The sequence below is a fragment of the Photobacterium piscicola genome (assembly GCF_900166965.1).
Taxonomy (GTDB): Bacteria; Pseudomonadota; Gammaproteobacteria; order Enterobacterales; family Vibrionaceae; genus Photobacterium; species Photobacterium piscicola.
In genome coordinates, this window is the sequence record NZ_FUZI01000001.1 from 1,009,453 (window position 1) to 1,035,933 (window position 26,481).

Below are 26,481 nucleotides of genomic sequence, written 5' to 3' on the forward strand. Positions count from 1 at the left end.
GTGATCTATTAAGCACGTGTTTGAGCATTCAAGATGCCAACAAATATAAAAACTCTACAACGCGCGGGTGGTAGATTCCCTATCGCCCTCACGGGCATTCACTGTAGGGAATGACGGAATTTAGGCACAGGCATTACTGTAAGGAATGATGGCATTTGGACTCTGCATATATTGTAGGGAATAACGACGTTTGAACACTACATGCATTGTAAAGAATAACGGAGATTGGACGCTGCATGTGTTGTAGGGAATGACGAAGTTTGAACACGGGCATGAGTTGTTGAGAATGGCAGCAGCGAGAGAAAAAGTTATGGGTGTCCATTATTTTTATGGGTATTGTTGTACCTAAATAAAAGCCAATACCTTATTCACTTTCGACTAAGAGTATTGGCTTTATTTGTATGATAGCTATTGCGGTTGTTTTAACGTTACAGACCGAAAGATGCTAGCAAGTTATGGAAATATAATGAGATACTTGCCCAAGTTCGAGTGAACCAGCCGCCTTGTTGAACGCTGTTGAGCGCGACAAGTGGCTTTGATTGAATAACGTTATCTTTATAGGTTACGGTAATTTCGCCTAATTTCTCACCCTTCTCAACCGGTGCTTTGATATCACGGTCAATTTGAAGCTTAGTTACCAGACCTTTCTCATCAACACTGGAAGGAAGAACCAAGGTTAGTGGCTTATCAAGGCCTAGAGAGACAATATCTTGTTTTCCTCCCCAAACCTTTTGTTCAGAAAGCTTACTGTTTGCTGCATACAAGGTGTCTTGCTTGAAGAAATGGAAGCCGTAATTAAATAGTGCCTTACTTTGAGCGGCAACATCATTCAGTGATTTTGTACCTAGAACAACGCCAACCAACTTCATTGGGTTATTTGGTATCTCAGCAGAACTTACCAGCGAGTAACCCGCGGCTTCTGTACTGCCTGTTTTCATGCCTGTCGCATATTGGTAAGTGAACAATAAGCGATTGAAATTTGGTTGACGGATATGATTGTATTCAAAATACTTTTGACTGAAAAAATGAAAGTATTGAGGGTAGTCGTTCATGATGTGCTGTCCGAGCAGCCCAAGATCATAAGCGGTTGAGAAATGTGCTGGCGCTGGCAAGCCCATAACAGTTGTGAAGTGGGTATTGTGCATACCTAACTTAACGGCAGTCGCGTTCATCATTGCAACGAATGAAGATTGCGAGCCAGCTACGTAATTTGCCAAAGTGACAGCGGCATCATTGCCTGATTCAACAATGACACCTGAGATAAGATCTTTTACTGAAACAAAAGAGCCAGGCTTTAAGAACATTCTTGAGCCACCCGTACGCCACGCGACTTCTGGTACTTGTACTTTTGAATCTAGTGAGATTACACCGTCAGCCAGTTTTTGCTCAACAATGTACATTAGCATTAACTTGGTGGTGCTGGCTGGGGCCATACGCATGTTGGCATCGTTAGCAGCAATAATCTGTCCCGTATTGGCATCCATTAAAATGAAAGCGCGTGCTTCAACTTGAGGTGAGAATATTCCTGCCTGAGCCCATTTTTGCACCAGTGTTTCTGGAATCCCATTATTGCCACCAGCTCCTACGGGTGCAGAAGGCACTTGTATATTTTCTGGAATACTGGTTTTTACATCAATAGCACCAAAGCTATTAAGTGGAGCTTGAGCTGCTTTGTATTGCGTTGCCGCGAAGTACTCACTATTAGGCATAGTGTTCATTGCATCGTTGCTAGGTGCGGCAAATACGGTACTGGAGGTAAATAATGCAGCGATGGTTGCTGCTAATGAAAGCTGTTTGATTATTATCATAAGAGTATTTAATTTACAGTTACTTACTAAAAGCGCGATATAAAAAAGCGACTAGATAGAATACTGACTTCGCTGAGTAATTAATGCCCTGCAGAGTCTATCCATCACTACCACAAAAATGGTGAGTGCTTTTTCGTTCTTGATCAGCGTTGCAATGACTTTGGTTACAAATCGCATTTATATAATGATGTTCCGATCATTATGCGAACATAACCTTAATCCCGTTGATAGCTATATCCAAATGATGGTGCGTAAGTTCTGCTTTCTCTGCAGATCATTTGAACCTCATGTTAGTTATAGCCTCTCAATATATTGTCTATTTCCATCTTACCAGCAGATCCTTTATAGAAACCTGAACGGTAATGATGTTTATACTGAATAAAATTCGGCAAGTCATTCCTTTAGGCTATCGCTTAGGTTTTGTGGGAAATAACGACATTTGAATACAGCCATGTATTGTAAAGAATACTGAAGTTTGAACACAGAAAAGCGTTGTAGAGAATAAAGGTCGTTAAATACCGCGTAAGAATAATAAAACGCTATAAAAATAAATGTATCTACAGAATCAAGAATTAAAGTAATCCACTAAAAAATCAATAAAAGCACGAATCCGTTGGGGTTGCTGTTCTGCGTCTTTATAGACCATATACATGGGTAATTTTTGAGTTTGATATTGTGTCAGTAATAAAACCAACGCACCAGATTGTAGCTCTTGTTCTACCATCCATCTTGGCATCGCCGCTATGCCTTGACCTAATTTAGCCATTTGAACTAACATCTCAGGATTATCACTTCTAATTTGCTCATTAACCTTTATTTTTACGACTTCTTTGCCTGTATTGAAACGCCATAGATTTGATGGTGTCGATAAAGAATAAGTTAAACATTTATGCTGACGTAAATCGTCGATATCAACAATGGCTGGAATCGTTTTTAAATAATCAGGAGATGCAAAGTACACCAATTCATTATCCAATAACCATTTGGCTTTTAAACCTGAATCTTTAAGGTAAGCAGCACGTATGGCTATATCAATATTGCCTTCAAGTAAATCAACAAATTTATCAGACACTGAAACATCAACGGTAACTTGTGGATGTAAATTTAAAAATTGATTAAGAGGCTGAGACAGTAACTGGGTGCTAAAAGCACTTGGCACTGAGAGCTTTAGTACCCCAGAAATGGTTGCCTGTTCTTGGCGTAAATTAGATTCAAAACAATCCATTTCATGGGTAATATTCAACGCTAAACCTAAATATTGTTGCCCACTCTCAGTAAGGCTAATCGCACGAGCATGCCGATAAAATAAGCTTACGCCTACTTGTTTTTCTAACCAAGCGATTTTCTTACTTACCGCACTTTGCGTCGTATTGAATTCATTCGCTGCAGCGGTAAAACTCCCTAAATGAGCAACTCGAGTAAAGACTTTTAAACAATCAAATTTATCCACAACACATTCCAGTTTGGAATCATAATAAGCGAAATACTACCCTTCTTAATCTCCAATTGGAATGCTTTAATAAGCTTATCGTTTATCAAGGAGTTTTCATCATGCTATTTATTCAAGGTCTACTCATCGCATTTTTCTTATTCGCAAGTTCAGTTAAAATGTTTGGTTGGGTAAAAGTCATCTTTGAACCGCAATTGGCCTTTTTTCGTCGTTATGGACTTAACCGTAGCATAATGTTTATTGTCGGTATTATTGAAGCAATAGGGGCAATAATGCTGTTAATCGGAATGATAATGGTCAGCCCATTAATCAGCACTATCGGGGCTACTTTTATTATATGCGTATCAACGGGAGCAATGTTCTTTCACTTTAGATTTGATACCGTAAAAGATGCTATCCCTTCAATAATAACGTTAATATTATCTATTATTGTCGCCATATCTATGATTTCAGGACCGATTTAACATCAGAAATTATATAAGTAAAAATAACCGAAAATTAATGTAGCTTATTATTAACGGTTATCAAGGCACCACTTAAATAGGTTTTATTAGGTTGGCTTAAATCAATCATCAAATCTGCAAGATCTGATGGGTGTACCCAAGTAGTAGGATCGGCATCAGGCATAACTTCACGATTTATAGCTGTATCAACAATCGTAGGTAAAACTGCATTTACACGCACATTTGATGATGCCCCTTCTGCGGCCAAGCTCTCTACCAATGCATTCAATGCGATTTTTGAAGCCATATAAGGTCCAAATCCTGCGGGTATATTACGTACAGTATCTCGAGCTGATACAAACATTAAGCAACCGTCACCTTGAGCCTCCATTAATTTAAACACTTCACGTCCAAAAACGAATGCGGTCATAAAATTAACATTAAATAGATCCACTACTTTATTAACATCAATATCTTTCCAGTAGCTCCATGTATATATTCCAGAACAATGAAAGTAAGCATCAACATGGCCCAAAATATCAGCAGCTTTTGCTACCAATGTTTGACTTTGCTGTTCATCAGTCAGATCTCCCAATAAAACCGTAATTTTTCCCGAGTATTTACGTTCTAAATCTTTGGCTCTATTTTCATCACCAATGCGGCCAATCGCTATGATATGGGTTCCTGTCGCGGTCAGTTTTTTAATTAATTGTTGTGCCGTTACAGAAAAGCACGATGCAATAATAGCGGTATTTATAGAATTCATTTTATTCTTCTCTCAATTAATCAGAATCTGCATATTAATGATAATAACCAAAGACATGAACCAACGTTCAGGCAATATAGTTTTGCTTTAAAAGCAATTATGTAAGCATTAATGTTTAAAAAGTGCATCAATAATATAAGATAAACATGTACTATCTTGGTGATGAACAGTATTTCGCCCCTAAAAAAATCAACTTTATTATATGAGTCATTAATATGAGCCTTTTCACTCGCCTTGCTTATTTCAATTGTGTCGTAGAACAAGGTTCCATATCCAAAGCAAGCCAAGTTTTCGATGTTCAACCCTCATCTATTTCAAGACAGCTTTCTGCTTTAGAAGAAGAATTAAATGTTCGAATATTAGATCGGACAACACGCAATGTTGGCGTAACTGAAGCTGGATTGATATTTTATCAATATTCCAAACGTATCATCGCTGAATTTGACGAGGCGAAACGTGCGGTAAATATTGTGCACAACTCACCTAAAGGTCGACTTAAAATCAGTGCAACGGTGGCGTTTAGTGAAAGTAAAATACTGCCACTTTTACCTTTATTTAGAAACGCATTCCCTGACATAAAAGTTGAGATTGAAATTACTGAAAGGATCGTTGATCTAATTGAAGAAAATGTCGATGTCGCTATTCGTAGTGGTCGATTACCCGATTCTAATTTAATCGCTAAAAAACTCATGAATAATCATTTTATACTTTGTGCGAGTCCAAGCTATTTAGCACATCGAAGTATGCCTAAAACAGCCGCAGATTTAGCCCAACATGATTGCTTGATCTATGGATTTAAAGGTTGGCATAATTGGTATATCTTAAATAATAAACCATCAAAAATAGAGATTCCCTATTACATGGAGATCAACTCTGTTAATGGCCAAAAGCAACTCATATTAAACGGAGGTGGTGTCGCTCTACTACCACAATGGGCGATAGATGAAGAACTAAACAATGGCAAACTAGTACAACTGCTCCCTCAATCGACATTCAGTCCATGTCACTATGAAACAAGCACCTATGCGATTTATCAACATCGGCAATTAATCTCAAGTAAAGTACGCGTCTTTTTAGATTTTCTGACTGAACATTTTAGCTAAATGCTACGCTTAGACGGATATTTAACCTTTAATAACAATAACCCTACTTAGTTCCACATTTAATAACGCAAAACAACAATCTCTCTTTATAATTAATTAAACAGATGGTTAATAAACCTTAATCGTGCATGAATGGAATTTTGTCTTAACACACCGAGAAGAAAATCTAATGTTGCAATAGCGTAACTTGAACCCTTTTCCAGTCAGACGTAACATGCGCACACCATTATTTAGAGAGGACACCGCTTTGAACACACCCAGTCGGTACTGGAATGAGATTTTTCCTCGTTAATCTGCCCTCTCTCGCTTTTGCATGTGAGTTGGCAATCTTTAACTGCCAGCATGCGCAATCCCTTATGTTCATTGCTTCTGTTTAAATCTTATTATTCCAGTTTTGTATTGGTAGATCCTGTATTTATCAGTTTCAAATCGTGTTTTAAAGTGTTCTTTATATCATCGCCATTAGTGGAGATATGAGACATGCTGAACGCATACACATTAAACGACCTACGTTTACAACGTTTAGATTTAGACGCCCAAGATCCTATTTCATCAGCATTATGGGTTGATCTCATCGAGCCCAATGAAGCAGAACGAGAACGCGTTCAAGAAGAGCTAGGTCAAGGCCTTGCTACACGTCCAGAACTAGAAGACATTGAAGCCAGTGCGCGTTTCTTTGAAGATGAAGATGGCTTACACATTCACTCTTTCTTTTATTTTGAAGATCTGGATGATTATGTAAGTAATGCGACAGTCGCTTTCACCATTCGTGATGGTCGCTTATTCACCTTACGCGAACGTGAATTACCAGCCTTTCGCCTTTATCGCATGCGTGCTCGTACACAACGTTTACAACAAGGCAATGCTTATGAGTTACTACTCGATCTATTTGAAACGAAAATAGAGCAACTTGCCGATGTTATTGAAGATATTTACAGCGAACTAGAATCAATTGGTAAAACCATTTTAGGCGGCAACAAACCCGGTGCTAATTTTGATCAAGCTTTATCACATCTAGCAAAACAAGAAGATGCGGGATGGAAAATACGCTTGTGCTTAATGGATACTCAGCGAGCATTAAGCTTTTTAGTCCGCAAAGCGCGTTTACCTGAAATTGAATTAGAACAAGCTCGTGAAGTGTTACGCGATATTGATTCTTTGCTACCGCACAATGAATCTTTATTCCAAAAGGTTAACTTCCTGATGGATGCGGCAATGGGCTTTATTAATATTGAGCAAAACCGCATTATTAAAATATTCTCTGTGGTATCGGTTGTATTTTTACCACCGACACTGGTTGCATCAAGTTATGGTATGAACTTTAAGTTTATGCCTGAGCTTCACTGGGAACTCGGCTATCCCTATGCATTAGGGCTGATGGTGTTGGCGGGGTTTGCACCTTACTTATTTTTCAAACGTAAGGGTTGGCTATAAGCCACTATTTATTCTTGCGACACGACTGATTGTTTATAAAAAAAGAACCCTACTTCAAAGCAGGGTTCTTTAGTATTTATAGTCAATCTTCACTGACTGACAGTCTAAAATAACTGTTATTTGCTAACCGTTATAATTGTGGGTTTAGACCTAACTTTTCTAACACTAGCTTAAAGTTAGCTTGACGCTCTTTCGCATTATGCACTTCGCCAGTCGAACAAACAGAATCTGGGCAACCACGGTTCACAATACCTGAAACATCATCAATAAAATCAGTCCCTTTTAAGCCACCATCAACGTACTTTTTCAGTTCGTTATAGTAATTCCAATCTGCATATTGACCACCTTCATCAGAATATGCTTGAACCGATGTTACCCAGTAGAATAAACCTGCAATCCATTTGATTTCTTTGTTCTCTTCAGAGCTACAAATTAAGCCTGGGTTCGAACAGAAATCCAGATCAGCATACAATGGGTTTGCCGGTGGTGCTTCAACTGTTACGCCATCAATTGTTTGACCAATCGTTGCAGGATCAACATGTGAGCGACCTAAGTAATGGTTAAGCGTACCAAAGTTCTGGCGACCCGTAGTTTGAATAACACCACGTCCCCACCAGCCACAACCTTCAACACTTTCTTGGCTACTACCATCCCAAAGGAATGTACCTGCTTTTTGACCAACATACGTTTTACACGTATCGCGTTCCCACACTTGCTTTGAGGTATCCACTTTCTCTGGTACATCATTACAGTGACCACTGTTAGTCCAGCGACCAACACTGCCATTAACAAGCAAACCACGCTCTTCTAATACAGCATTAGGCGCTGCAAATACTGGAGCTGGTGCGCCATACCACTTAGCATGTGTTAACGCGCTCACTTCCATCTTGTTATCACGAGGACAAGAATATGCGTAATCTAAGCCTGAATTAGGGTTTACACCATAATCTGCATATTTCTGACCTAACTGACCACAACTTGCTGACATCGGATAGTCTGCGGGTGCACCGTATTTAACTTCAGACCAGTTATTCTCATCACACGCATTGTAACGAATAGTTTCTTGCATGCTTTGAGCTAAGAATGCAGCAATCGCAACTTTGGCGTAAGTGATATTCGTTGCATCATCTGCTTCATCATTTAATAGCCAGAATTTATTACCTGCAACACCAATGTTATGCATTGCATTTAGGCCATCAAGGAAATCATCCCACTTATAAACGGTAGATGGAATCCACTGTGATTGCGGTGTTTCATAAAGGAACGCTTCATTATTCATTACATCAGCAGCGTTAGTTAATTCACGGTTAAGTGCTTCAATACGCGTTAACGAACCTTTTTCTAACTCTTTACCGACATAATATAGTGGCACTTTTGTTTCTTGGTAACGTTCAATTTGAGCGGTTAAGTTAGTGGTATTTTTATCAAACAATAGCGCAAAAACATTACTGTAAGCTGCTTTACGAATTTGTGCTTTATGTGTTGTATCACCCATAAAGTAGTTAGCGGCTTGATCTGTTGGTATGCTCGCCAGCATAGCCGGTGTCTTTACGTAATCAGTAACTTGCTTCACATACTCTAACGCATTATGCCATTGATCACTTGATAATGGCGCTGTTGTACTTGATTTAGTAAACACAACAAAATCAGCTTTAGTTGCGCTATCAGCTTTATAAAGTGCTAACTTATCTAATAGATCAGCCGTATGATTAGACGCTGCATCCCATACTGACTGACGGCCTGAATGAGTATTAAAGGCAAAATCACCAATCGTTAAAGACCAACCAAATGTCGCTTCTGGCGCAAGTGTAGATACAATCAAATTGTACGCTTGTGCCCAGCCTTTTAGATCATTGCTCAGAGCATTGATAGCATCAATATCAACTTTGCTGCCCGTACTATCAACGGCTTTGATTAGTGCTTCTTTAACCGCAATATTTTGTGATGATAAAGTCTTATCTTGTGTTGCCTTATCAAGCACATCACTACTGATAATAATCGATGCAGAATCCGTTTGAGTCGCTGTTTCAATCATCGATACAAACGATGCTGCTAGCTTATCAACATTGGTTAAATCTGCACTACTGCTTGCTTCAAAAGTTAATGTCGCAGGAGCCGTTGAAGATGGACTTGCAACGACAAATGTATTTGGCCAACCAGCAACTTCCAAACGAACAGGATCCATCGGGTTTGGTAGCGAAAGTAATGGCGCAGTGCCGGGCTCTGAACCATCACAGTTTAGGTGCAGCGTCCATGAAGCATCACTGCCTGGTGCTGTTTGCGTCCAGTAAATAGCAGAGTAAGCGATATTGTTATGAACCATAATGTCGCCCCCTGTCGCATGATCGCCACGCGTCCAATCAGGGTAAACATTAAACTCTTCACATAATCCACCTGGTGGTGTTACTGGTGGCTCTACTGTTTCTTCTTTAACGGTAATAGTTAAACTTGTGTTTGAAGAAAGAGCTTGTGCATCCGTTGCGATAGCATTCAGGGTTACGCTACCTGTTTGAGTCGGCTGCCAGTCACAACTAAATGTACTTGCTACAGCGGCATCAAAGGTACAAATTTGTTGGTTATTCGCATTAACAACCAATGTCGTTAGATCTTTATCTACATCTGACGCGCTAATAGAAATAGAAACTGTATCCGTTTTATTAACGGTTGAACCATTAGCTGGAGAAACAAAGCTCACCACAGGTGCGGTAAAATCTTCATTAGTTTCAGCGTCGATTTTCACAGAAACCGATTGCTGTTCTATTTTTTGGTTATTTTTATCAAACACAAAAACATTAATTACTGCACTACCCGCTTCATTTGGCGTCCAAGTTTGCGTGTAAAGCATATTACTTTGATCAATTGCTTTTTCTGCTAATTTAGTACTATTAACCCAAAACTCAACTTTAGATGCTAACTCACCCTCAATGTTGGCTTTGATTACAATCGCTTCATTAACCTTCAGCAACTGACCCGCCATTGGCGATAAAATAGATACTTCTGTTACATCAGGCTCAGGAGACGGCTCACCAGAACACTCAGTTAAAGCCCAAAACCATGAATCAGCACTTGGTGCTTCCCAAATACCTGGGTTATTTTGAGCAATAAAGCACTGGCCGTCATAGGAGACAACATCGCCATTTTTGACTTGTGTTGTGCCAGGAATGAAAGGAATAATACCGTCAAGATCTGGGTTCGGATTAGGTTCAGGCTCAGGATCTGGAGTCGGGTTTGGATTGGGCTCACCAGTACATTCAGCAGACTCCCAAAACCATGAATCAGCACTTGGAGACTCCCATATTCCAGGGTTATTTTTGGCAATAAAACATGCGCCATTATAAGAAACCACATCACCATTTTGAACTATTGTTTCTCCAGGAACAAAAGAAACAATACGAGCGTCAGCTGCATAAACATTACTACTAAGAATAGCGCTAAATAGAGCTGCTGTTATTTTATTTATTTTTTTCACTTAACTTCCTAAGTATGTCCACTCGTTTTAACAAATCTAAAGCTCTCATCCTCATAAGTACCGATTGTTGTATTCCATACAACTTACTTATATTTAGCCTTTGTTTTCACTAATGAAGCGTTACTAACCAATATAATTTTATACATTGTACAATTAAAAATTATAGCTATCACTAGATTAACTAATAGATTATGTAACAAACAGTTAAAGTGTTGCACTAAATGTAACAGCCGCTATCCATATCCTTTTTAAGCAATTACCCTTATCTAATAAAAGGCTTACGTGGAATAAAACGGGATTTTAAAATATCCTTTCAATTAATAATTGGTTTTTATTTTTAGTTCAAATATGAAATTATTTAATTTTTACTGCTGAATAATACATCTGACATCGATGACAATTGCTTAATCTCATTTGATAATGAATAACGTATTATTAAAGATTAAAGCTTTTTGTCGGTTGGAAATGAGGTAACATAGTGCCATCACTGCTAACGTATTAGATAGCAATTTTCTGAATGAGATTAAGGTAAAATCAATGGATTACCAACATTACTATGAAGCTATGATCGAAATATTGGTTGATAATTTTGATACGGATATTGGTGAGTACAATGGTAAAATTGAGCTGTCTGTTGATGAATATAACGACAGTTGCACCATTGCCAAAGAATTTAATGTCGCTTATAACCCAGAACACACAGTATTAGAAGTGTTACAACAATCAACGCCTGAAGTCGCTGAAATAACATCTTATATTGTTTCAGCCCCTGCATTAGGTTGTCTTATTGATTATTTAGAAGATGAATTGATTGTTGATTTTGAAGATTAATCCTCTTCGCTAACACCTTATTTTAAAAAGCTAACAGTTATTGCTGTTAGCTTTTTTATTAGCTCAATACTTATATAGCCACAATGACTATCCTTAGGCACATAGTTAATGTCTTACAGGTAAATTTATCATTAAAGGTCTTAATTATTATAAATATCAATTGAAGATTAATTTTTGTTCGATACCATAAGACAACCAACTACTCATAATTGCTATCCCATGACAAATAGCATAAGGCAAAGGATGCAGCCCAAAATCTATATCAAACTAGAAGGTATTACTTGGAAAGTGACCACGAATGGCCAATGGCTACCACTGAGTCCATCTGAAACGATTGATATTGAATTACCTTTCATTTGTGAGCACACACATTTTAACGATATTATCAGTATTCATTTTAATGAAAGCGAGATCTTGACGGACTAAGGCTAGCACATTTCCCCTAACTATCACTCAATATTCATACCGTACTCGCTGTTACTACAGCGGGTTTGAGAAAAAATAACATCTAACGCTTTTATATCCACAACGTCTTTATATATCCCAATGATTGATGTAATTAATCTCTTCACAGCACTAATAATGTAGCTAGCTTCTCTATTCACATACCGGCACCTGATATAAAAAGCTCACCTCTTATAATAACCATGACTTTCACATTTTCATGGATAAATTAATGTTAGATTCTGACCTTAAAATATCTCAATGGCGGCAACAACGTAAAAAAGGGCTATTTAATTTTATCATAAGCCATTATTTTTTAGGAGGTTTAGGTTTCTTAGGAGGAAAAACACTGGAAAGATTATCATTCTCTGATGATGATTTAGATTTACTGTTCGCCAAAGAATTATTAATCACGTTTATGACTCTTAGCATTATAATTCCATTAGTTGGCCTTTTTTTTTGGTACTGGAATGAACGTAAATATCATCGCCATAATGAAAAATACAATTCACATACTACCGAAAAAAAATCATGACTAAAAAAGGATTTTAATAATGAATACCCGACAAAAAATTGCTCTCGGACTAGGCTCAGGATTACTTATCGGTTCCGTTGCAACAGTATTGCCCACTTTTCAATTTGGTTGTTTTGTACTCGGATTAATCTTATTCAATTACGTTATTCTTACTAAGAAAAACTAACGTTTAGCAATAACAGCAAATTTATATTGGCACAACAATATCACAGGCATAACGCAGGCAGTAGTCGTAATAATGTCACTTAACGTATGGTACTTCAGATACATCATTAAAGCGGCATAACCCACCATAGAAAGCACCATCCCCCTTCTTAATTTGGGGGTATATACAAGAAAGTAGCCAATAAAAACAAGCGCAATGGCGGTATGGGTACTGTAATCCAAATTAAATGCTGGCCAAATCCCCAACGCATTATCAAAAAACATAACTGCATAAATAAAAGCCGTTGAGAGCAAGACTCCACTCAGCGCGAATAACCCACTTCTCATCCCCTGCTCACGTCCTAATTGCACCATGCTAATAACGCATATAATGACGATCATTGGAGTATAAATATCAGCAACAAAAGCCCATTGTTCAAAAGTCATTATTGGTATTTTCCAAATAAATAATACCTATATTCACATAGATAATGGGGTATTTCATCTGTTTTAAGTGCGAGGTGCGAGGTGCGAGGTGCGAGGTGCGAGGTGCGAGGTGCGAGGTGCGAAAATTTAAGTTAACTTTATAGTACCAGTCAAATAATCAAGTTATTTAGTAAGGTTGGTTTGGACATTAGTGGATTTGAACCCGCTTTTATTGCACCAATTAAATACATCGCTATTTTATTCAGACGCAAAAAAGCCAACATCTAAATGTTGGCTTTTTAAGAATTTGGCGGAGAGATAGGGATTTGAACCCTAGATACGCTATAAACGTATGCTGGTTTTCAAGACCAGTGCTTTCAACCGCTCAGCCATCTCTCCATGCGGCGTATAATACAATTCACATTAGCTACTGTAAACTAAAAAACGGTCAACTGATTAATTTTAAAACGTTTTTTAATGTATTTTACCTAACAGATACAGTTAGATAACTAAAACCATTCATCTGTGGTTATTAAATGCACACTTTCTATATTTCTCTTTTAGCGTTGCTATCTTTATTTTCGTTATCTCAGTAGTGATCCGTTATAATAGAAATAGTTATCTCATTATTAGACTGAAAAACACATGGCAAACAAACCAGACTTTACGGAAGAAGAATACCAAGCTTTTGCTCAGCTAATGGATTCCTATAATCGAACCTTTGCAATTTCACTCACCACCCTCCTTTTGTCTATTCTAGGTTTTATTATTGCTGAAACTCAAATAGGTTACGTCATCACTGATACTATTCGATGGGTATTTGGCTTATTGGTTGTATTACCTTTAACGATTACCGTTATTGGCTCAAAACGGGATTTTAATAATTTGGCATTTAGCATGCCAAAAACAATTCTCTATTCAGCACTTAATGCAGTAAGCCTAATTACTATCGTTGCGCTGGTTTTTAACCTTAATTAACACTTCTCATCCTCTCCTCCATTTATTTGATTCCAATAATGAACCGCCAACTCACTGACGGTTCAAAATAAATAAACCACTAATACAATGATAATAAACAAATAAATCATAACGTGCATTTTAAATGACTCTTTTGCATTGACAGATATTTCTTCGAGGCATAACATGCATTCAAAATACAACTTAAAGCGTTAGAGGAATTTTAAAATGGCTGTTCATGTTAAAAACAATATTACTTGGGTTGGACAACGTGATTGGGAAGTACGTGATTTTCATGGCACAGAATATAAAACAACCCGTGGTACGAGCTATAATAGTTATCTAATTCGTGAAGGCAAGAATGTGCTCATCGATACCGTTGATCACAAATTCACATTAGCTTTCCTACAAAATTTAGAACAAGAAATTGATCTTAACGACATTGATTTTATTGTTATTAACCATGCAGAAGAAGATCATGCTGGTGCGCTAAGTGAATTAATGAGCCGTATTCCTAATACACCTATCTATTGTACTGAAAACGCAATTGACTCAATCGTTGGTCATCACCACCACCCAGAATGGAACTTTAACACCGTAAAAACGGGTGACACGCTTGATATTGGTAATGGTAAAGCATTAGTGTTTGTTGAAACGCCAATGTTGCACTGGCCTGATAGTATGATGACTTACATGACCGAAGATGCAGTTCTATTTAGTAATGATGCTTTTGGTCAACATTACTGTGATGAGCGTTTATTTAATGACGAAGTTGACCAAAACGAATTGCTTGATCAGTGTTTACGTTATTACTCAAATATTTTGACGCCATTTAGCCCACTTGTTACCAATAAGATTAAAGAGGTTCTAAGCTTTAACCTTCCAGTTGATATGGTTGCCACTTCACACGGTGTCATTTGGCGTGATAACCCAACTCAAATTATTGAAAAATATCTTGAATGGGCTAATCAATATCAAGAAAACCGTATCACTATTTTCTATGATTCTATGTCAAATAACACCCGTATGATGGCTGATGCTATTGCCCAAGGGATCACCGAAGAAGATGATCAAGTCATTGTGCGTATTTTCAATGTTGCTCGTCATGATAAAAATGAAATTCTTGCTAATATGTTCCGTTCTAAAGGGGTACTTGTCGGCTCATCAACAATGAATAACGTCATGATGCCTAAAGTTGCTGGCCTACTAGAAGAAATCACAGGCTTACGTTTTAAAAATAAAAAAGCAGGTGCCTTTGGTAGCTACGGTTGGAATGGTGGTGCTGTTGATCGTATTCACGCGCGTTTAACTGATGCTGGTTTCTTCACGACTATTGGTCTTAAAACCAAGTGGCGTCCAGATGGCAAAGCATTACAAGAGTGTCGTGATCATGGTAAAAAAATCGCTAAAGAGTGGGCTCAAAATGAACGCCCTTATGATCATTACACACCTTTCACTACCGAAGTAACGCCAGCAGCAACAATACAAGTCGCGATTGATGCTCCTGAAATAATCGAACAAGCAAGTGTTGTTGAAGTAGAGCCAACAACAGAGACAGCAGTTAAATGTTGTGCACAAGCTGCAGGTGGCCAGAAAATGTTATGCACGGTTTGTCAGTGGGTTTACGATCCTGCACTTGGTGAACCAAATCAAGATGTTGCCCCTGGTACTGCTTGGGAAGATGTGCCAGATAGTTTCCTATGCCCTGAGTGTGGTATTGGTAAAGAAGTATTTGAACCTATTAACTAAATGAAATGAGAGCTAACAATGTCAAATCCAATTATTGTCATTGGTAGTGGCTTCGCTGCTTACCAATGGGTGAAATCGTTTAGAAAACTGGATCAACATACTGCCATTACTTTAGTAACCGCGGATCAAGGTGCTGATTATTCTAAACCAGAACTAAGCCATGTCTTTAGTCGTAGCCAACAAGCAACAGATCTTATTAAACAAACTGCCGCTGAGTTTGCAGCAGAATATAATATTAAGCTAATAACAAAAACGGCTATTAAAGAAATTAATACCACACAGCAATGGGTGTATTTTAATCAGCAACAATTGCATTATTCTTCATTAATAATTGCCACTGGTGCTACTTCATTTATACCAACATTTGCAGGTAATGCGACAGATAAAATCATCACATTAAATAGTCTGTCTGAATTACAACAAAATCAATCACAAATAAATGCCGCAAAGCATATTACTATTTTAGGTGCGGGTTTAATTGGTACTGAAATCGCGATTGATTTAGCCACCGCTGGTAAACAAATTACATTATGCGATAAAGCCGCTGCCATGATGCCCGCTTTACTGCCAGAATTTATTGCCGCAGAGTTGTATCAAATATTAAGTCAAAAAGAAATAGATCTTCAGCTAAACGCTACCATAAATGAAATTAATTCTGATGGCAAAAAGATGATAATTTCACAGCAAGGTAGAGAAGATATAAATACAGATATCGTTATTGCAGCGATGGGACTAGCACCAAGAATTGATTTAGCAAAACAAGCCGGAATCAGTACTAATCGAGGTATTATAGTTAATAATATGCTACAAACCTCCGCTAATAATGTATACGCTATTGGCGATTGTGCTGAAATCAATGGTAAAATTAGTGCGTTTATTCAACCCATCATGTTATCAGCGATGGCACTGGCTAAAACATTAGCAGGAACACCGACGCCATTATCACTACCACCAATGTTAATTAAAGCAAAAACGCCATGGTTGCCATTAAGTTTAGCGGGGATCACAACCGCTATGGATATCCATTGGCAAGTTGAACGAGATCATGAAGGCTATATTGCAAAGGCACATACAGCAGATCAGACTCTTATTGGATTTATCGCTTCTCATAATAAACAAAAACAAGTATTTGCATTATTAAGACAATTACCGCCTGCATTATAAATGTAATGGCAAGCAGCATTATTGTTGTTTGCCATTTTTATACTTGATATATACTACTTACTATTGTTAATCATCCATTCTATTTTTATAACTATCAAACTTATCTATCGTTGCAATGTAATGACTCAAGCATTTCACCATGAGGTAAACCGTGGTACTCAATATGATAAGATCGCTTATGTTCATCAAGATTATTCTCTAAGTTTTTTAACATAAGAAGTGCCGTATTTCGACTACAAAAAAATGCATCGACAAAAGTAAGTAGTTCACCACACTTAAGTTTTATCAGACATAATGTCAAGGAAGGTAACTTATCAATCATTTTTTTTATGGAATCACTAGGATCATTACCAATTGCTGTTTTCACATCATAAATATGTATTTCTGGAAATAGTATTGTATCTTTAGCAATTTCTTGTTCAAATAAACTTTCTATAATAAAAGCCGCATCATTAATATGTACGGTTTTTATACATTCATCAAACTCAGATAAATAATTTATTAACTTATTGGGCTCTTTAATGAATGAATTAATACAATCTAATGTATCATGATGGCTATGATTAAAATTTTTCATCATTTTGTCCTTATATTATTCTTTCTATATTAAATACCTATATTTAATGAATTGATAGTAACTAAAATGGAAATTACCTTTATAAAAAATAAAATATCAACGACACTAGTTGATAGTAAAAATTATTTTAGCAATAACAATACATAACCAATATTATCTACTGTGAAGTCTCTATTTGGCTTCACTCTACTGGACTTGAACCAGTGACATCTGAATTAACAGTCCGCTAATCTTCCAATAAAGAAGCACCAACTGAACTAAGAGGGAATTGTATGGTGGTGGATCAAGTACCCGGCACTGTCGCAACCTCAAAACCTAGCACACCAAAATCCAGACGTAAAAAAGCCCGCAATTTCTTGCGGACCTCTCTATTTGGCTTCACTCTACTGGACTTGAACCAATGACATGTGAATTAACAGGCCGCTAAGCTCCCCAATAAAGAGTACCAACTGAACTAAGAAGGAATTATATGATGGTGGGAGTTAGCTTCACACATTCTCGCATTCTCGAAGCATCAAAATCCAGACGTAAAAAAGCCCGCAATTTCTTGCGGGCCTCTCTATTTGGCTCCCTCTACTGGACTTGAACCAGTGACATACGGATTAACAGTCCGCCGTTCTACCAACTGAACTAAGAAGGAATTATATGGTGGTGGGAGAAGGATTCGAACCTTCGAAGGCAGTGCCGGCAGATTTACAATCTGCTCCCTTTGGCCACTCGGGAATCCCACCGAAATTTAATGGTGCCGACTACCGGAGTCGAACTGGTGACCTACTGATTACAAGTCAGTTGCTCTACCTACTGAGCTAAGTCGGCACAAAATTTCGTTACATAGCATGTTAATATTAATCAACACTATGTCTTTATGTTGGCGGAGCGGACGGGACTCGAACCCGCGACCCCCGGCGTGACAGGCCGGTATTCTAACCAACTGAACTACCGCTCCAATTCTTTATGAAATTCGATTTAAATCAAACTTCTAGAATATGGCGGAGAGATAGGGATTTGAACCCTAGATACGCTATAAACGTATGCTGGTTTTCAAGACCAGTGCTTTCAACCGCTCAGCCATCTCTCCAATGCCGCGTATAATATAGTGCGACCCTTTCCTTGTAAAGCAATAATATTAAAAAGCTTTTTAAGTGATCACCAATTAATCAAAGCTTATTAATATCATTCAATTTGGTGTTTTATACAACAAATCATAAGCCAATATAATGGGGTGACTAGATTTCAAAAGGATCACCCTCCATAACAAATGACAGCAAGATCTCGCCAATAAAGAAGCACCAACTAAACTATGCCACTTCATGGTGGGATCTAGCACTTTACACTCTCGCAGCCTCGAAACTCGAAACTACATTGACTAAAATCCAGACGTAAAAAAGCCCACAATTTCTTGCGGGCTTCTCTATTTGGCTTCACTCTACTGGACTTGAACCAGTGACATGTGAATTAACAGTCCGCTAAGCTCCCCAATAAAGAGTACCAACTGAACTAAGAAGGAATTATATGGTGGTGGATCAAGTACCCTGCAACCTCAAAACCTAGCACCTAGCACCTAGCACCTAGCACCTAGCACCTAGCACCTAGCACCTAGCACACCAAAATCCAGACGTAAAAAAGCCCACAATTTCTTGCGGGCTTCTCTATTTGGCTTCACTCTACTGGACTTGAACCAGTGACATCTGAATTAACAGTCCGCTAAGCTCTCCAATAAAGAGTACCAACTGAACTAAGAAGGAACTATATGGTGGTGGATCAAGTACCCTGCACTATCGAAACCTCAAAACCTATCACCTAGCACACCAAAATCCAGACGTAAAAAAGCCCGCAATTTCTTGCGGGCTTCTCTATTTGGCTTCACTCTACTGGACTTGAACCAGTGACATGTGAATTAACAGTCCGCTAAGCTCCCCAATAAAGAGTACCAACTGAACTAAGAAGGAACTATATGGTGGTGGATCAAGTACCCTGCACTATCGAAACCTCAAAACCTATCACCTAGCACACCAAAATCCAGACGTAAAAAAGCCCGCAATTTCTTGCGGGCTTCTCTATTTGGCTTCACTCTACTGGACTTGAACCAGTGACATGTGAATTAACAGTCCGCTAAGCTCCCCAATAAAGAGTACCAACTGAACTAAGAAGGAACTATATGGTGGTGGATCAAGTACCCTGCACTATCGAAACCTCAAAACCTATCACCTAGCACACCAAAATCCAGACGTAAAAAAGCCCGCAATTTCTTGCGGGCTTCTCTATTTGTCTTCACTCTACTGGACTTGAACCAATGACATATGAATTAACAGTCCGCTCAGCTCCCCAATAAAGAGTACCAACTGAGCTAAGAAGGAATTATATGATGGTGGGAGAAGGATTCGCTTCTTTATCATTCAACAGTTGCCAAATTTCAGACGTAAAAAAGCCCGCAATTTCTTGCAGGCTTCTCTATTTGGCTCCCTCTACTGGACTTGAACCAGTGACATACGGATTAACAGTCCGCCGTTCTACCAACTGAACTAAGAAGGAATTATATGGTGGTGGGAGAAGGATTCGAACCTTCGAAGGCAGTGCCGGCAGATTTACAATCTGCTCCCTTTGGCCACTCGGGAATCCCACCGAAATTTAATGGTGCCGACTACCGGAGTCGAACTGGTGACCTACTGATTACAAGTCAGTTGCTCTACCTACTGAGCTAAGTCGGCACAAAATTTCGTTACATAGCATGTTAATATTAATCAACACTATGTCTTTATGTTGGCGGAGCGGACGGGACTCGAACCCGCGACCCCCGGCGTGACAGGCCGGTATTCTAACCAACTGAACTACCGCTCCAATTCTTTATGAAATTCGATTTAAATCAAACTTCTAGAATATGGCGGAGAGATAGGGATTTGAACCCTAGATACGCTATAAACGTATGCTGGTTTTCAAGACCAGTGCTTTCAACCGCTCAGCCATCTCTCCAATGCCGCGTATAATATAGTGCGACCCTTTCCTTGTAAAGCAATAATATTAAAAAGCTTTTTAAGTGATCGCCAATTAATCAAAGCTTATTAATATCATTCAATTTGGTGTTTTATACAACAAACCACAAGCCAATATAATGAGGTGACTAGATTTCAAAAGGATCACCCTCCATAACGAATGACTGTAAGATCTCACCAATAAAGAAGCACCAACTGAACTAACTGGGGATTATACGGTGGTGGGATCTAGCACTTTACACTCTCGCAGCCTCGAAACTCGAAACTCGAAACTACATTGACTAAAATCCAGACGTAAAAAAGCCCGCAATTTCTTGCGAGCTTCTCTATTTGGCTTTGCTTTTCAGGATTTTAACCAGTGACATATAATTAACAGGCCACAACTTTTTCCAATAAAGATCACCAGTAGAACTAAAAATATGGTGGTGGGAGAAGGATTCGAACCTTCGAAGGCAGTGCCGGCAGATTTACAATCTGCTCCCTTTGGCCACTCGGGAATCCCACCGAAATTTAATGGTGCCGACTACCGGAGTCGAACTGGTGACCTACTGATTACAAGTCAGTTGCTCTACCTACTGAGCTAAGTCGGCACAAAATTTCGTTACATAGCATGCTAATAAATAACACTATGTCTTTATGTTGGCGGAGTGGACGGGACTCGAACCCGCGACCCCCGGCGTGACAGGCCGGTATTCTAACCAACTGAACTACCACTCCAATTCTTTATGAAACCCGATTATATCGCATTTCTAGAATTTGGCGGAGAGATAGGGATTTGAACCCTAGATACGCTATAAACGTATGCTGGTTTTCAAGACCAGTGCTTTCAACCGCTCAGCCATCTCTCCAATGCCGAGAATAATAACGGCTTCCAGTTACTCTGTAAACTCTTTATTTATAAAGAATAACTCAAGCGAACAGCCTTTGTTCAATTCGATCCTTCTCTGTCCAATTATGAGTATTGTTTACGTCGATGACTGGCTGACTGCAATAATATGTCATAAAAAGCTTTCGCTGCTGGACCTGTCTTAGCTCCTTTGGGAAGCGTTAAGTGCATCGGTACTTGGTACTTTTGTGCATGCTCTACTTCAAGTACAACCACTTGAGTTTTATTCCTATCCCTCACCATATGCTCCGGTATACGACAAAAACCAACACCTTGCTCCACCGCTTGAAATGCATGAGCAAAATTGTCAACAGTAATACGTTGTCTCGACTTCAACCAACCAACATCTTGCTGATGTTTTTTTGTCGGTTCATAACCTAAATCTCTAATCACTATTTGAGGAAGTGTCGATATTTCAGCAAGAGATACTATATTTTTTAAGGCTAACGGATGAGTCACAGCGACTATTGGCACCATTGTTATAACACCAAAAGCTTCTGCTGAATAATTTGTTACAGGTAAATTAATAATTGAAATATCGGCTCGCTCATTAATTACCATATCTGTGGTTTTTGTTAATGATGTTTCAACGACTTGAACAGATGTTGCACCATTAATATTTACGTACTGTTCCATCGGCTTATAAAGCCAAGCTAAATCACATAAATGGTCAACAGCAATGGTTATTTCAGATTCAAACCCTTTGGAAAGCTGCTGACTTATATTTTCCAATTCACGCGCTTGCTCTAGCATCGTCGTTGCACGCCGTAACAAAGATTTACCGTCTTCTGTTAATACTGCTCGACGTCCTTGAACCTCAATAAGAATAATACCTAATTGTGATTCTAGCTTTTTAACTGAATAAATAAGTGTGGTATGGCTTTTGTTTAATACAATTGCTGCCGCTTGAAAACTACCTGCACGATCGATTTCATATAATGTTAACCACTGGTCTAACGTACTTTTAAGTCTCATATGTCTAATTTTTTCACACTTAAATGCAATATTATGAACTTTTCTGTTTATTTTTTATAGACAATAATGAGTAAAACACAAACTCACACATAAAAGAGACAATCTGATGGCTAAATTACTACAAGTTGATTTCGAATTTAATGGGCCTTTTGGCGAAAATATGACTGCGGCATTGACGGAGCTTGCTAAATCTATAAATCAAGAACCAGGTATGATCTGGAAAATTTGGACTGAAAATGCACAACAAAAATTAGCTGGCGGTATCTACCTTTTTGAAACTGAAGCAACAGCAAAAGCCTATTTAGCGATGCACACAGTACGCTTACAACAATTAGGAGTATCTGAAGTACGTGGTGTTATTTTTGATATTAATCAACCACTGACTAATATTAATCAAGGCCCAATAACTAACACCATCCAGCACTAAAACTATAACATGACTAACAAAACGTTTTTAACATTCCACGGCTATATTTATTTACTATTTGCATTAGCGCTTTTTTTTATTCCTAACATAATATGGCCGATGTATGGCGTTGAAATAAATGATAAATATACTTATTTTTTATCCCAACACACTACAATATTTTTAGGCGGTATTGCCGTAATTAACTTACAACTAAGAGAAATTGAGTCTGGTACTACTGCAAAAAAACTGTTCATTGCATTATTAACGTTAAATATTTTAGGTGCTTTAATTACTGTTTATGCTGGCATAACTGGAATTTTTGTTGGTTTCGGATGGAGTGATCCTGCATTTTTCATTACTCTTTCGATTTTCACCTATCTACAATTTAAAAAACAATAAAGAGCACCAACTAAACTAACTGGGGATTATACGGTAGTGGGATCTAGCACTTTACACTCTCGCAGCCTCGAAACCTCACTTCATCAAAATACAGACGTAAAAAAGCCCGCAATTTCTTGCGGGCTTCTCTATTTGTCTTCACTCTACTGGACTTGAACCAATGACATATGAATTAACAGTCCGCTCAGCTCCCCAATAAAGAGTACCAACTGAACTAAGAAGGAATTATATGATGGTGGGAGTTAGCTTCACACATTCTCGTATTCTCGAAGCATCAAATTTCAAACGTAAAAAAGCCCGCAATTTCTTGCGGGCTTCTCTATTTGGCTTCACTCTACTGGACTTGAACCAGTGACATCTGAATTAACAGTCCGCTAAGCTCCCCAATAAAGAGTACCAACTGAACTAAGAAGGAATTATATGGTGGTGGTTCAAGTACCCTGCAACCTCAAAACCTAGCACCTAGCACCTAGCACCTAGCACACCAAAATCCAGACGTAAAAAAGCCCGCAATTTCTTGCGGGCTTCTCTATTTGGCTCCCTCTACTGGACTTGAACCAGTGACATGTGAATTAACAGTCCGCTAAGCTTCCCAATAAAGAGTACCAACTGAATTAAGAAGGAATTATATGATGGTGGGAGTTAGCTTCACACATTCTCGTATTCTCGAAGCATCAAATTTCAAACGTAAAAAAGCCCGCAATTTCTTGCGGGCTTCTCTATTTGGCTTCACTCTACTGGACTTGAACCAGTGACATCTGAATTAACAGTCCGCTAAGCTCCCCAATAAAGAGTACCAACTGAACTAAGAAGGAATTATATGGTGGTGGTTCAAGTACCCTGCAACCTCAAAACCTAGCACCTAGCACCTAGCACCTAGCACACCAAAATCCAGACGTAAAAAAGCCCGCAATTTCTTGCGGGCTTCTCTATTTGGCTCCCTCTACTGGACTTGAACCAGTGACATGTGAATTAACAGTCCGCTAAGCTTCCCAATAAAGAGTACCAACTGAATTAAGAAGGAATTATATGATGGTGGGAGTTAGCTTCACACATTCTCGTATTCTCGAAGCATCAAATTTCAAACGTAAAAAAGCCCGCAATTTCTTGCGGGCTTCTCTATTTGGCTTCACTCTACTGGACTTGAACCAGTGACATGTGACTTAACAGACCGCTAAGCTTCCCAATAAAGAGTACCAACTGAATTAAGAAGGAATTATATGATGGTGGGAGAAGGATTCGCTTCTTTATCATTCAACAGTTGCCAAATTTCAGACGTAAAAAAGCCCGCAATTTCTTGCAGGCTTCTCTATTTGGCTCCCTCTACTGGACTTGAACCAGTGACATACGGATTAACAGTCCGCCGTTCTACCAACTGAACTAAGAAGGAATTATATGGTGGTGGGAGAAGGATTCGAACCTTCGAAGGCAGTGCCGGCAGATTTACAATCTGCTCCCTTTGGCCACTCGGGAATCCCACCGAAATTTAATGGTGCCGACTACCGGAGTCGAACTGGTGACCTACTGATTACAAGTCAGTTGCTCTACCTACTGAGCTAAGTCGGCACAAAATTTCGTTACATAGCATGTTAATATTAATCAACACTATGTCTTTATGTTGGCGGAGCGGACGGGACTCGAACCCGCGACCCCCGGCGTGACAGGCCGGTATTCTAACCAACTGAACTACCGCTCCAATTCTGTATGAAACTCGATTAAATCAAACTTCTAGAATATGGCGGAGAGATAGGGATTTGAACCCTAGATACGCTATAAACGTATGCTGGTTTTCAAGACCAGTGCTTTCAACCGCTCAGCCATCTCTCCAATGCGGCGAATAATATAGTTGGTGAAGCTAACTGTAAAGTAAAAATCGTAAAAAAAACATCAACTGCACTTTTATCAATCAATCATGACTAAAAACAATCAAAATAAGATCAATAAGCTCATAATCCTAGAATTTCATCTATATTTATCGATGATTTAATGATTAAGATTCACTAGAGTTACACAATAGATAACGATGTAAAAATCGTTACACAACATAATAGTTAAAATTTACATCCTTGTTACTTATTAATGATGCAGGTAAACTTAACCTCATTGTTACTCATTCTGGTCTTATAAATGATCACCATAAAAAACATCGCTGCTTTAATACTAATCTCTATAGCGATCAGCGGCTGTTGCCAATCTCAAGGTACAGTTATTCAAGCCCATGGTAATATTGAAACAACACAGAGTATTCACCGTTAACTACCCTTTCGAGCCCTATCACTAAAATCATTATTTAACTCAATAATTAATACTTTGATCTTGCTCCAAATTTAAATCAAAAAGCAAACGTTTGCTTTGTTACGTATCACACTTCCATTCGATATATGCATTTGACATCATTAATTACTACATCAAGGTTATTCCTTGGGGGTATTTTATTCGCAGAAATTAATCTGTGAGTAAATCAAATGAAAAAAGAAATATTGGCGATTGCTATTTCATCCCTGCTTATGAGTAGCTTAGCTCATTCTGCAACTATTTATAAAAAAGATAATGGCGATAGATTAGATATCTATGGTGGCGCTGAAATTGGCGGAACCATTGTCACAAATAGAGATAAATCCCCTTTTGGCGACAAATCTAAATCCTATGTTGATGACTCTTTTGGAACCATTGGTATAAAAGGACAAACTAATAAATTTTATGCCAAATTAGAAATTGATGCAGAACGCACTGATTGGACTTATGAAAATAATTTTAGATTAGTCATTGATAAAGCTTATATCGGATATTTCTTAACAGATAAACAAACAGTCGAATTTGGACGAACAGATACAGCCTATGATCACTATGATGCTTTTGGCGATTTCTCAAATGAATTAGCCGACGAAGTATCAGAAGCGGGAGATCAAGATAATACGATTAAATACCGTGGTGAATTTGGCGCTTTAAAAGTTGGAATTTCATATTCAGCAAAAGGTTGGGATTACGAACAAGACGCGCAATCAATGTATGATGAAAATGGCATATTTTTAGGGAAAAAAGGATCATACGTAACTGATTCTCGAGAAGGTGAAGTTATAAATGGCTATGCTGGCTATTTTACTAACAATCTCACCATTATAGCTGCTGCTGAAACCGTCCATAATCGTGGTGAATTATATTCATTACACGGCAAGTATAAAATTAACAAATTTGCTATTGGTGGGTTTACCTCTTATTCCGACCGTGATGGTGTAAACAAAAATAGCATGACCTATGTATTATCGGGCTCTTACGACATTACAAGCCAATTAACAGGTTATATTGTAGGTAATATTTACAATGACGATAATAACGACAAAGATGACCAACATGTTGTCGTTGGTACGCAATATATGTATGCCAAGAATGTAAAACTCGTTGCTGAAGCTGCAATGGGGGGTAATACAGGTACACTAGGTTATTTAAAAGCATATTATTGGTTTTAAATAACATCAGATATTTTAACTCATTGAATGATACTTATATATTGTTATACACATG

General features: G+C 38.3%; 21 protein-coding genes and 23 tRNA genes. 14 read left to right on the forward strand and 30 right to left on the reverse strand.

Translation table 11 applies throughout. The annotated features are described in order from the left end of the window. Positions 1–428 precede the first annotated feature (428 nt). Positions 429–1,808, reverse strand: coding sequence for a D-alanyl-D-alanine carboxypeptidase family protein (locus CZ809_RS04745; protein WP_080156250.1), 1,380 nt, complete (start codon positions 1,806–1,808; stop codon positions 429–431). Between the two features lie 565 nt (positions 1,809–2,373). Further along, on the reverse strand, positions 2,374–3,258 hold the full coding sequence (locus tag CZ809_RS04750) for a LysR family transcriptional regulator (RefSeq protein ID WP_080156251.1): 885 nt from the start codon (positions 3,256–3,258) through the stop codon (positions 2,374–2,376). A 101-nt stretch (positions 3,259–3,359) separates the two neighbouring features. Here CZ809_RS04750 and CZ809_RS04755 point away from each other — a divergent pair, with 101 nt between their 5' ends. Next, positions 3,360–3,722, forward strand: a complete 363-nt coding sequence (locus tag CZ809_RS04755; RefSeq protein WP_080156252.1) for a DoxX family protein — start codon at positions 3,360–3,362, stop codon at positions 3,720–3,722. Between the two features lie 34 nt (positions 3,723–3,756). Here the strand turns inward: CZ809_RS04755 and CZ809_RS04760 are convergent, their stop codons facing one another. Then, positions 3,757–4,467 carry an SDR family oxidoreductase gene (locus CZ809_RS04760; protein WP_080156253.1) on the reverse strand — a complete coding sequence of 237 codons (711 nt, stop codon included), beginning with the start codon at positions 4,465–4,467 and terminating at the stop codon, positions 3,757–3,759. A gap of 215 nt (positions 4,468–4,682) precedes the next feature. Here CZ809_RS04760 and CZ809_RS04765 point away from each other — a divergent pair, with 215 nt between their 5' ends. After that, on the forward strand, positions 4,683–5,570 hold the full coding sequence (locus CZ809_RS04765; protein ID WP_080156254.1) for a LysR family transcriptional regulator: 888 nt from the start codon (positions 4,683–4,685) through the stop codon (positions 5,568–5,570). Between the two features lie 480 nt (positions 5,571–6,050). Beyond that, positions 6,051–7,004 carry a magnesium/cobalt transporter CorA gene (corA, locus tag CZ809_RS04770; RefSeq protein WP_080156255.1) on the forward strand — a complete coding sequence of 318 codons (954 nt, stop codon included), beginning with the start codon at positions 6,051–6,053 and terminating at the stop codon, positions 7,002–7,004. A gap of 130 nt (positions 7,005–7,134) precedes the next feature. On the opposite strand, the gene CZ809_RS04775 is transcribed toward corA, so the two are convergent. Next, on the reverse strand, positions 7,135–10,473 hold the full coding sequence (locus tag CZ809_RS04775; RefSeq protein ID WP_080156256.1) for an Ig-like domain-containing protein: 3,339 nt from the start codon (positions 10,471–10,473) through the stop codon (positions 7,135–7,137). Positions 10,474–11,010: 537 nt separating this feature from the next. On the opposite strand from CZ809_RS04775, the gene CZ809_RS04780 reads away from it, so the two are divergent. From CZ809_RS04780 to CZ809_RS21240, 4 genes are all read left to right on the forward strand, one after another. Next, entirely contained in the window at positions 11,011–11,304 is a 294-nt protein-coding gene (locus CZ809_RS04780) for a hypothetical protein (RefSeq protein WP_080156257.1), read from the forward strand. Positions 11,305–11,547: 243 nt separating this feature from the next. Continuing rightward, complete coding sequence (locus CZ809_RS04785; RefSeq protein WP_080156258.1) at positions 11,548–11,730, forward strand: hypothetical protein; 183 nt, start codon at positions 11,548–11,550, stop codon at positions 11,728–11,730. A 250-nt stretch (positions 11,731–11,980) separates the two neighbouring features. Beyond that, positions 11,981–12,283, forward strand: coding sequence for a hypothetical protein (locus CZ809_RS04790; protein WP_080156259.1), 303 nt, complete (start codon positions 11,981–11,983; stop codon positions 12,281–12,283). A 19-nt stretch (positions 12,284–12,302) separates the two neighbouring features. Beyond that, positions 12,303–12,449: a hypothetical protein gene (locus CZ809_RS21240; protein ID WP_162841591.1), complete on the forward strand. Its 147-nt coding sequence runs from the start codon at positions 12,303–12,305 to the stop codon at positions 12,447–12,449. On the opposite strand, the gene CZ809_RS04795 is transcribed toward CZ809_RS21240, so the two are convergent. Then, complete coding sequence (locus tag CZ809_RS04795; protein ID WP_080156260.1) at positions 12,446–12,874, reverse strand: hypothetical protein; 429 nt, start codon at positions 12,872–12,874, stop codon at positions 12,446–12,448. The genes CZ809_RS21240 and CZ809_RS04795 overlap by 4 nt on opposite strands. Positions 12,875–13,161: 287 nt before the next feature. Further along, positions 13,162–13,252: transfer RNA gene (locus tag CZ809_RS04800), tRNA-Ser, on the reverse strand. Positions 13,253–13,498: 246 nt separating this feature from the next. Between CZ809_RS04800 and CZ809_RS04805 the strand changes: the two genes are divergently transcribed. The 3 genes from CZ809_RS04805 to norW all read left to right on the forward strand — a co-directional run bounded on the left by CZ809_RS04805 (position 13,499) and on the right by norW (position 16,723). Further along, a complete protein-coding gene (locus CZ809_RS04805) occupies positions 13,499–13,831 on the forward strand; it encodes a hypothetical protein (protein WP_080156261.1) in 333 nt (110 codons plus the stop codon). Between the two features lie 207 nt (positions 13,832–14,038). Then, positions 14,039–15,559, forward strand: coding sequence for an anaerobic nitric oxide reductase flavorubredoxin (gene norV / locus CZ809_RS04810; protein WP_080156262.1), 1,521 nt, complete (start codon positions 14,039–14,041; stop codon positions 15,557–15,559). A gap of 18 nt (positions 15,560–15,577) precedes the next feature. Further along, the gene (norW, locus tag CZ809_RS04815) at positions 15,578–16,723 is read left to right on the forward strand and encodes an NADH:flavorubredoxin reductase NorW (RefSeq protein WP_080156263.1); all 1,146 of its coding nucleotides are present in this window, start codon (positions 15,578–15,580) and stop codon (positions 16,721–16,723) included. A gap of 100 nt (positions 16,724–16,823) precedes the next feature. On the opposite strand, the gene CZ809_RS04820 is transcribed toward norW, so the two are convergent. From CZ809_RS04820 to CZ809_RS04895, 17 genes are all read right to left on the reverse strand, one after another. Beyond that, a complete protein-coding gene (locus CZ809_RS04820; protein ID WP_080156264.1) occupies positions 16,824–17,300 on the reverse strand; it encodes a hypothetical protein in 477 nt (158 codons plus the stop codon). Positions 17,301–17,476: 176 nt separating this feature from the next. Next, positions 17,477–17,568: transfer RNA gene (locus CZ809_RS21115), tRNA-Asn, on the reverse strand. A 296-nt stretch (positions 17,569–17,864) separates the two neighbouring features. After that, a tRNA-Asn gene (locus CZ809_RS04825) sits at positions 17,865–17,940 on the reverse strand. Between the two features lie 6 nt (positions 17,941–17,946). Then, a tRNA-Tyr gene (locus CZ809_RS04830) sits at positions 17,947–18,031 on the reverse strand. Positions 18,032–18,040: 9 nt separating this feature from the next. Beyond that, positions 18,041–18,116: transfer RNA gene (locus CZ809_RS04835), tRNA-Thr, on the reverse strand. A 53-nt stretch (positions 18,117–18,169) separates the two neighbouring features. Further along, positions 18,170–18,246 (reverse strand) — tRNA-Asp (locus tag CZ809_RS04840). 41 nt (positions 18,247–18,287) lie between these two features. Then, positions 18,288–18,378, reverse strand: a tRNA-Ser gene (locus CZ809_RS04845). Between the two features lie 1,378 nt (positions 18,379–19,756). Further along, positions 19,757–19,832 (reverse strand) — tRNA-Asn (locus CZ809_RS04850). Between the two features lie 6 nt (positions 19,833–19,838). Continuing rightward, positions 19,839–19,923, reverse strand: a tRNA-Tyr gene (locus CZ809_RS04855). Positions 19,924–19,932: 9 nt separating this feature from the next. After that, a tRNA-Thr gene (locus CZ809_RS04860) sits at positions 19,933–20,008 on the reverse strand. Positions 20,009–20,061: 53 nt separating this feature from the next. Next, positions 20,062–20,138: transfer RNA gene (locus CZ809_RS04865), tRNA-Asp, on the reverse strand. A gap of 41 nt (positions 20,139–20,179) precedes the next feature. Beyond that, positions 20,180–20,270, reverse strand: a tRNA-Ser gene (locus CZ809_RS04870). A gap of 440 nt (positions 20,271–20,710) precedes the next feature. Continuing rightward, a tRNA-Tyr gene (locus tag CZ809_RS04875) sits at positions 20,711–20,795 on the reverse strand. Between the two features lie 9 nt (positions 20,796–20,804). After that, a tRNA-Thr gene (locus tag CZ809_RS04880) sits at positions 20,805–20,880 on the reverse strand. Between the two features lie 50 nt (positions 20,881–20,930). Continuing rightward, a tRNA-Asp gene (locus CZ809_RS04885) sits at positions 20,931–21,007 on the reverse strand. A gap of 40 nt (positions 21,008–21,047) precedes the next feature. Beyond that, positions 21,048–21,138 (reverse strand) — tRNA-Ser (locus CZ809_RS04890). A gap of 104 nt (positions 21,139–21,242) precedes the next feature. Further along, positions 21,243–22,151, reverse strand: coding sequence for a LysR family transcriptional regulator (locus tag CZ809_RS04895; RefSeq protein ID WP_080156265.1), 909 nt, complete (start codon positions 22,149–22,151; stop codon positions 21,243–21,245). Positions 22,152–22,257: 106 nt separating this feature from the next. On the opposite strand from CZ809_RS04895, the gene CZ809_RS04900 reads away from it, so the two are divergent. After that, a complete protein-coding gene (locus tag CZ809_RS04900; protein WP_080156266.1) occupies positions 22,258–22,578 on the forward strand; it encodes a monooxygenase in 321 nt (106 codons plus the stop codon). A 9-nt stretch (positions 22,579–22,587) separates the two neighbouring features. Then, on the forward strand, positions 22,588–22,959 hold the full coding sequence (locus CZ809_RS04905; protein ID WP_080156267.1) for a hypothetical protein: 372 nt from the start codon (positions 22,588–22,590) through the stop codon (positions 22,957–22,959). Between the two features lie 534 nt (positions 22,960–23,493). On the opposite strand, the gene CZ809_RS21120 is transcribed toward CZ809_RS04905, so the two are convergent. The 7 genes from CZ809_RS21120 to CZ809_RS04930 all read right to left on the reverse strand — a co-directional run bounded on the left by CZ809_RS21120 (position 23,494) and on the right by CZ809_RS04930 (position 24,786). Then, positions 23,494–23,583, reverse strand: a tRNA-Asn gene (locus CZ809_RS21120). Between the two features lie 310 nt (positions 23,584–23,893). Further along, positions 23,894–23,983 (reverse strand) — tRNA-Asn (locus tag CZ809_RS21125). Positions 23,984–24,273: 290 nt separating this feature from the next. Next, a tRNA-Asn gene (locus CZ809_RS04910) sits at positions 24,274–24,349 on the reverse strand. A gap of 6 nt (positions 24,350–24,355) precedes the next feature. Continuing rightward, positions 24,356–24,440 (reverse strand) — tRNA-Tyr (locus CZ809_RS04915). Positions 24,441–24,449: 9 nt separating this feature from the next. Then, a tRNA-Thr gene (locus CZ809_RS04920) sits at positions 24,450–24,525 on the reverse strand. A 53-nt stretch (positions 24,526–24,578) separates the two neighbouring features. Beyond that, positions 24,579–24,655 (reverse strand) — tRNA-Asp (locus tag CZ809_RS04925). A 40-nt stretch (positions 24,656–24,695) separates the two neighbouring features. After that, positions 24,696–24,786 (reverse strand) — tRNA-Ser (locus CZ809_RS04930). A gap of 300 nt (positions 24,787–25,086) precedes the next feature. On the opposite strand from CZ809_RS04930, the gene CZ809_RS21470 reads away from it, so the two are divergent. Together CZ809_RS21470 and CZ809_RS04935 are read left to right on the forward strand one after the other, a co-directional pair. Further along, the gene (locus CZ809_RS21470; protein WP_268877578.1) at positions 25,087–25,215 is read left to right on the forward strand and encodes a hypothetical protein; all 129 of its coding nucleotides are present in this window, start codon (positions 25,087–25,089) and stop codon (positions 25,213–25,215) included. Positions 25,216–25,424: 209 nt separating this feature from the next. Beyond that, a complete protein-coding gene (locus CZ809_RS04935) occupies positions 25,425–26,426 on the forward strand; it encodes a porin (protein ID WP_080156268.1) in 1,002 nt (333 codons plus the stop codon). The last annotated feature ends 55 nt before the right edge of the window (positions 26,427–26,481 follow it).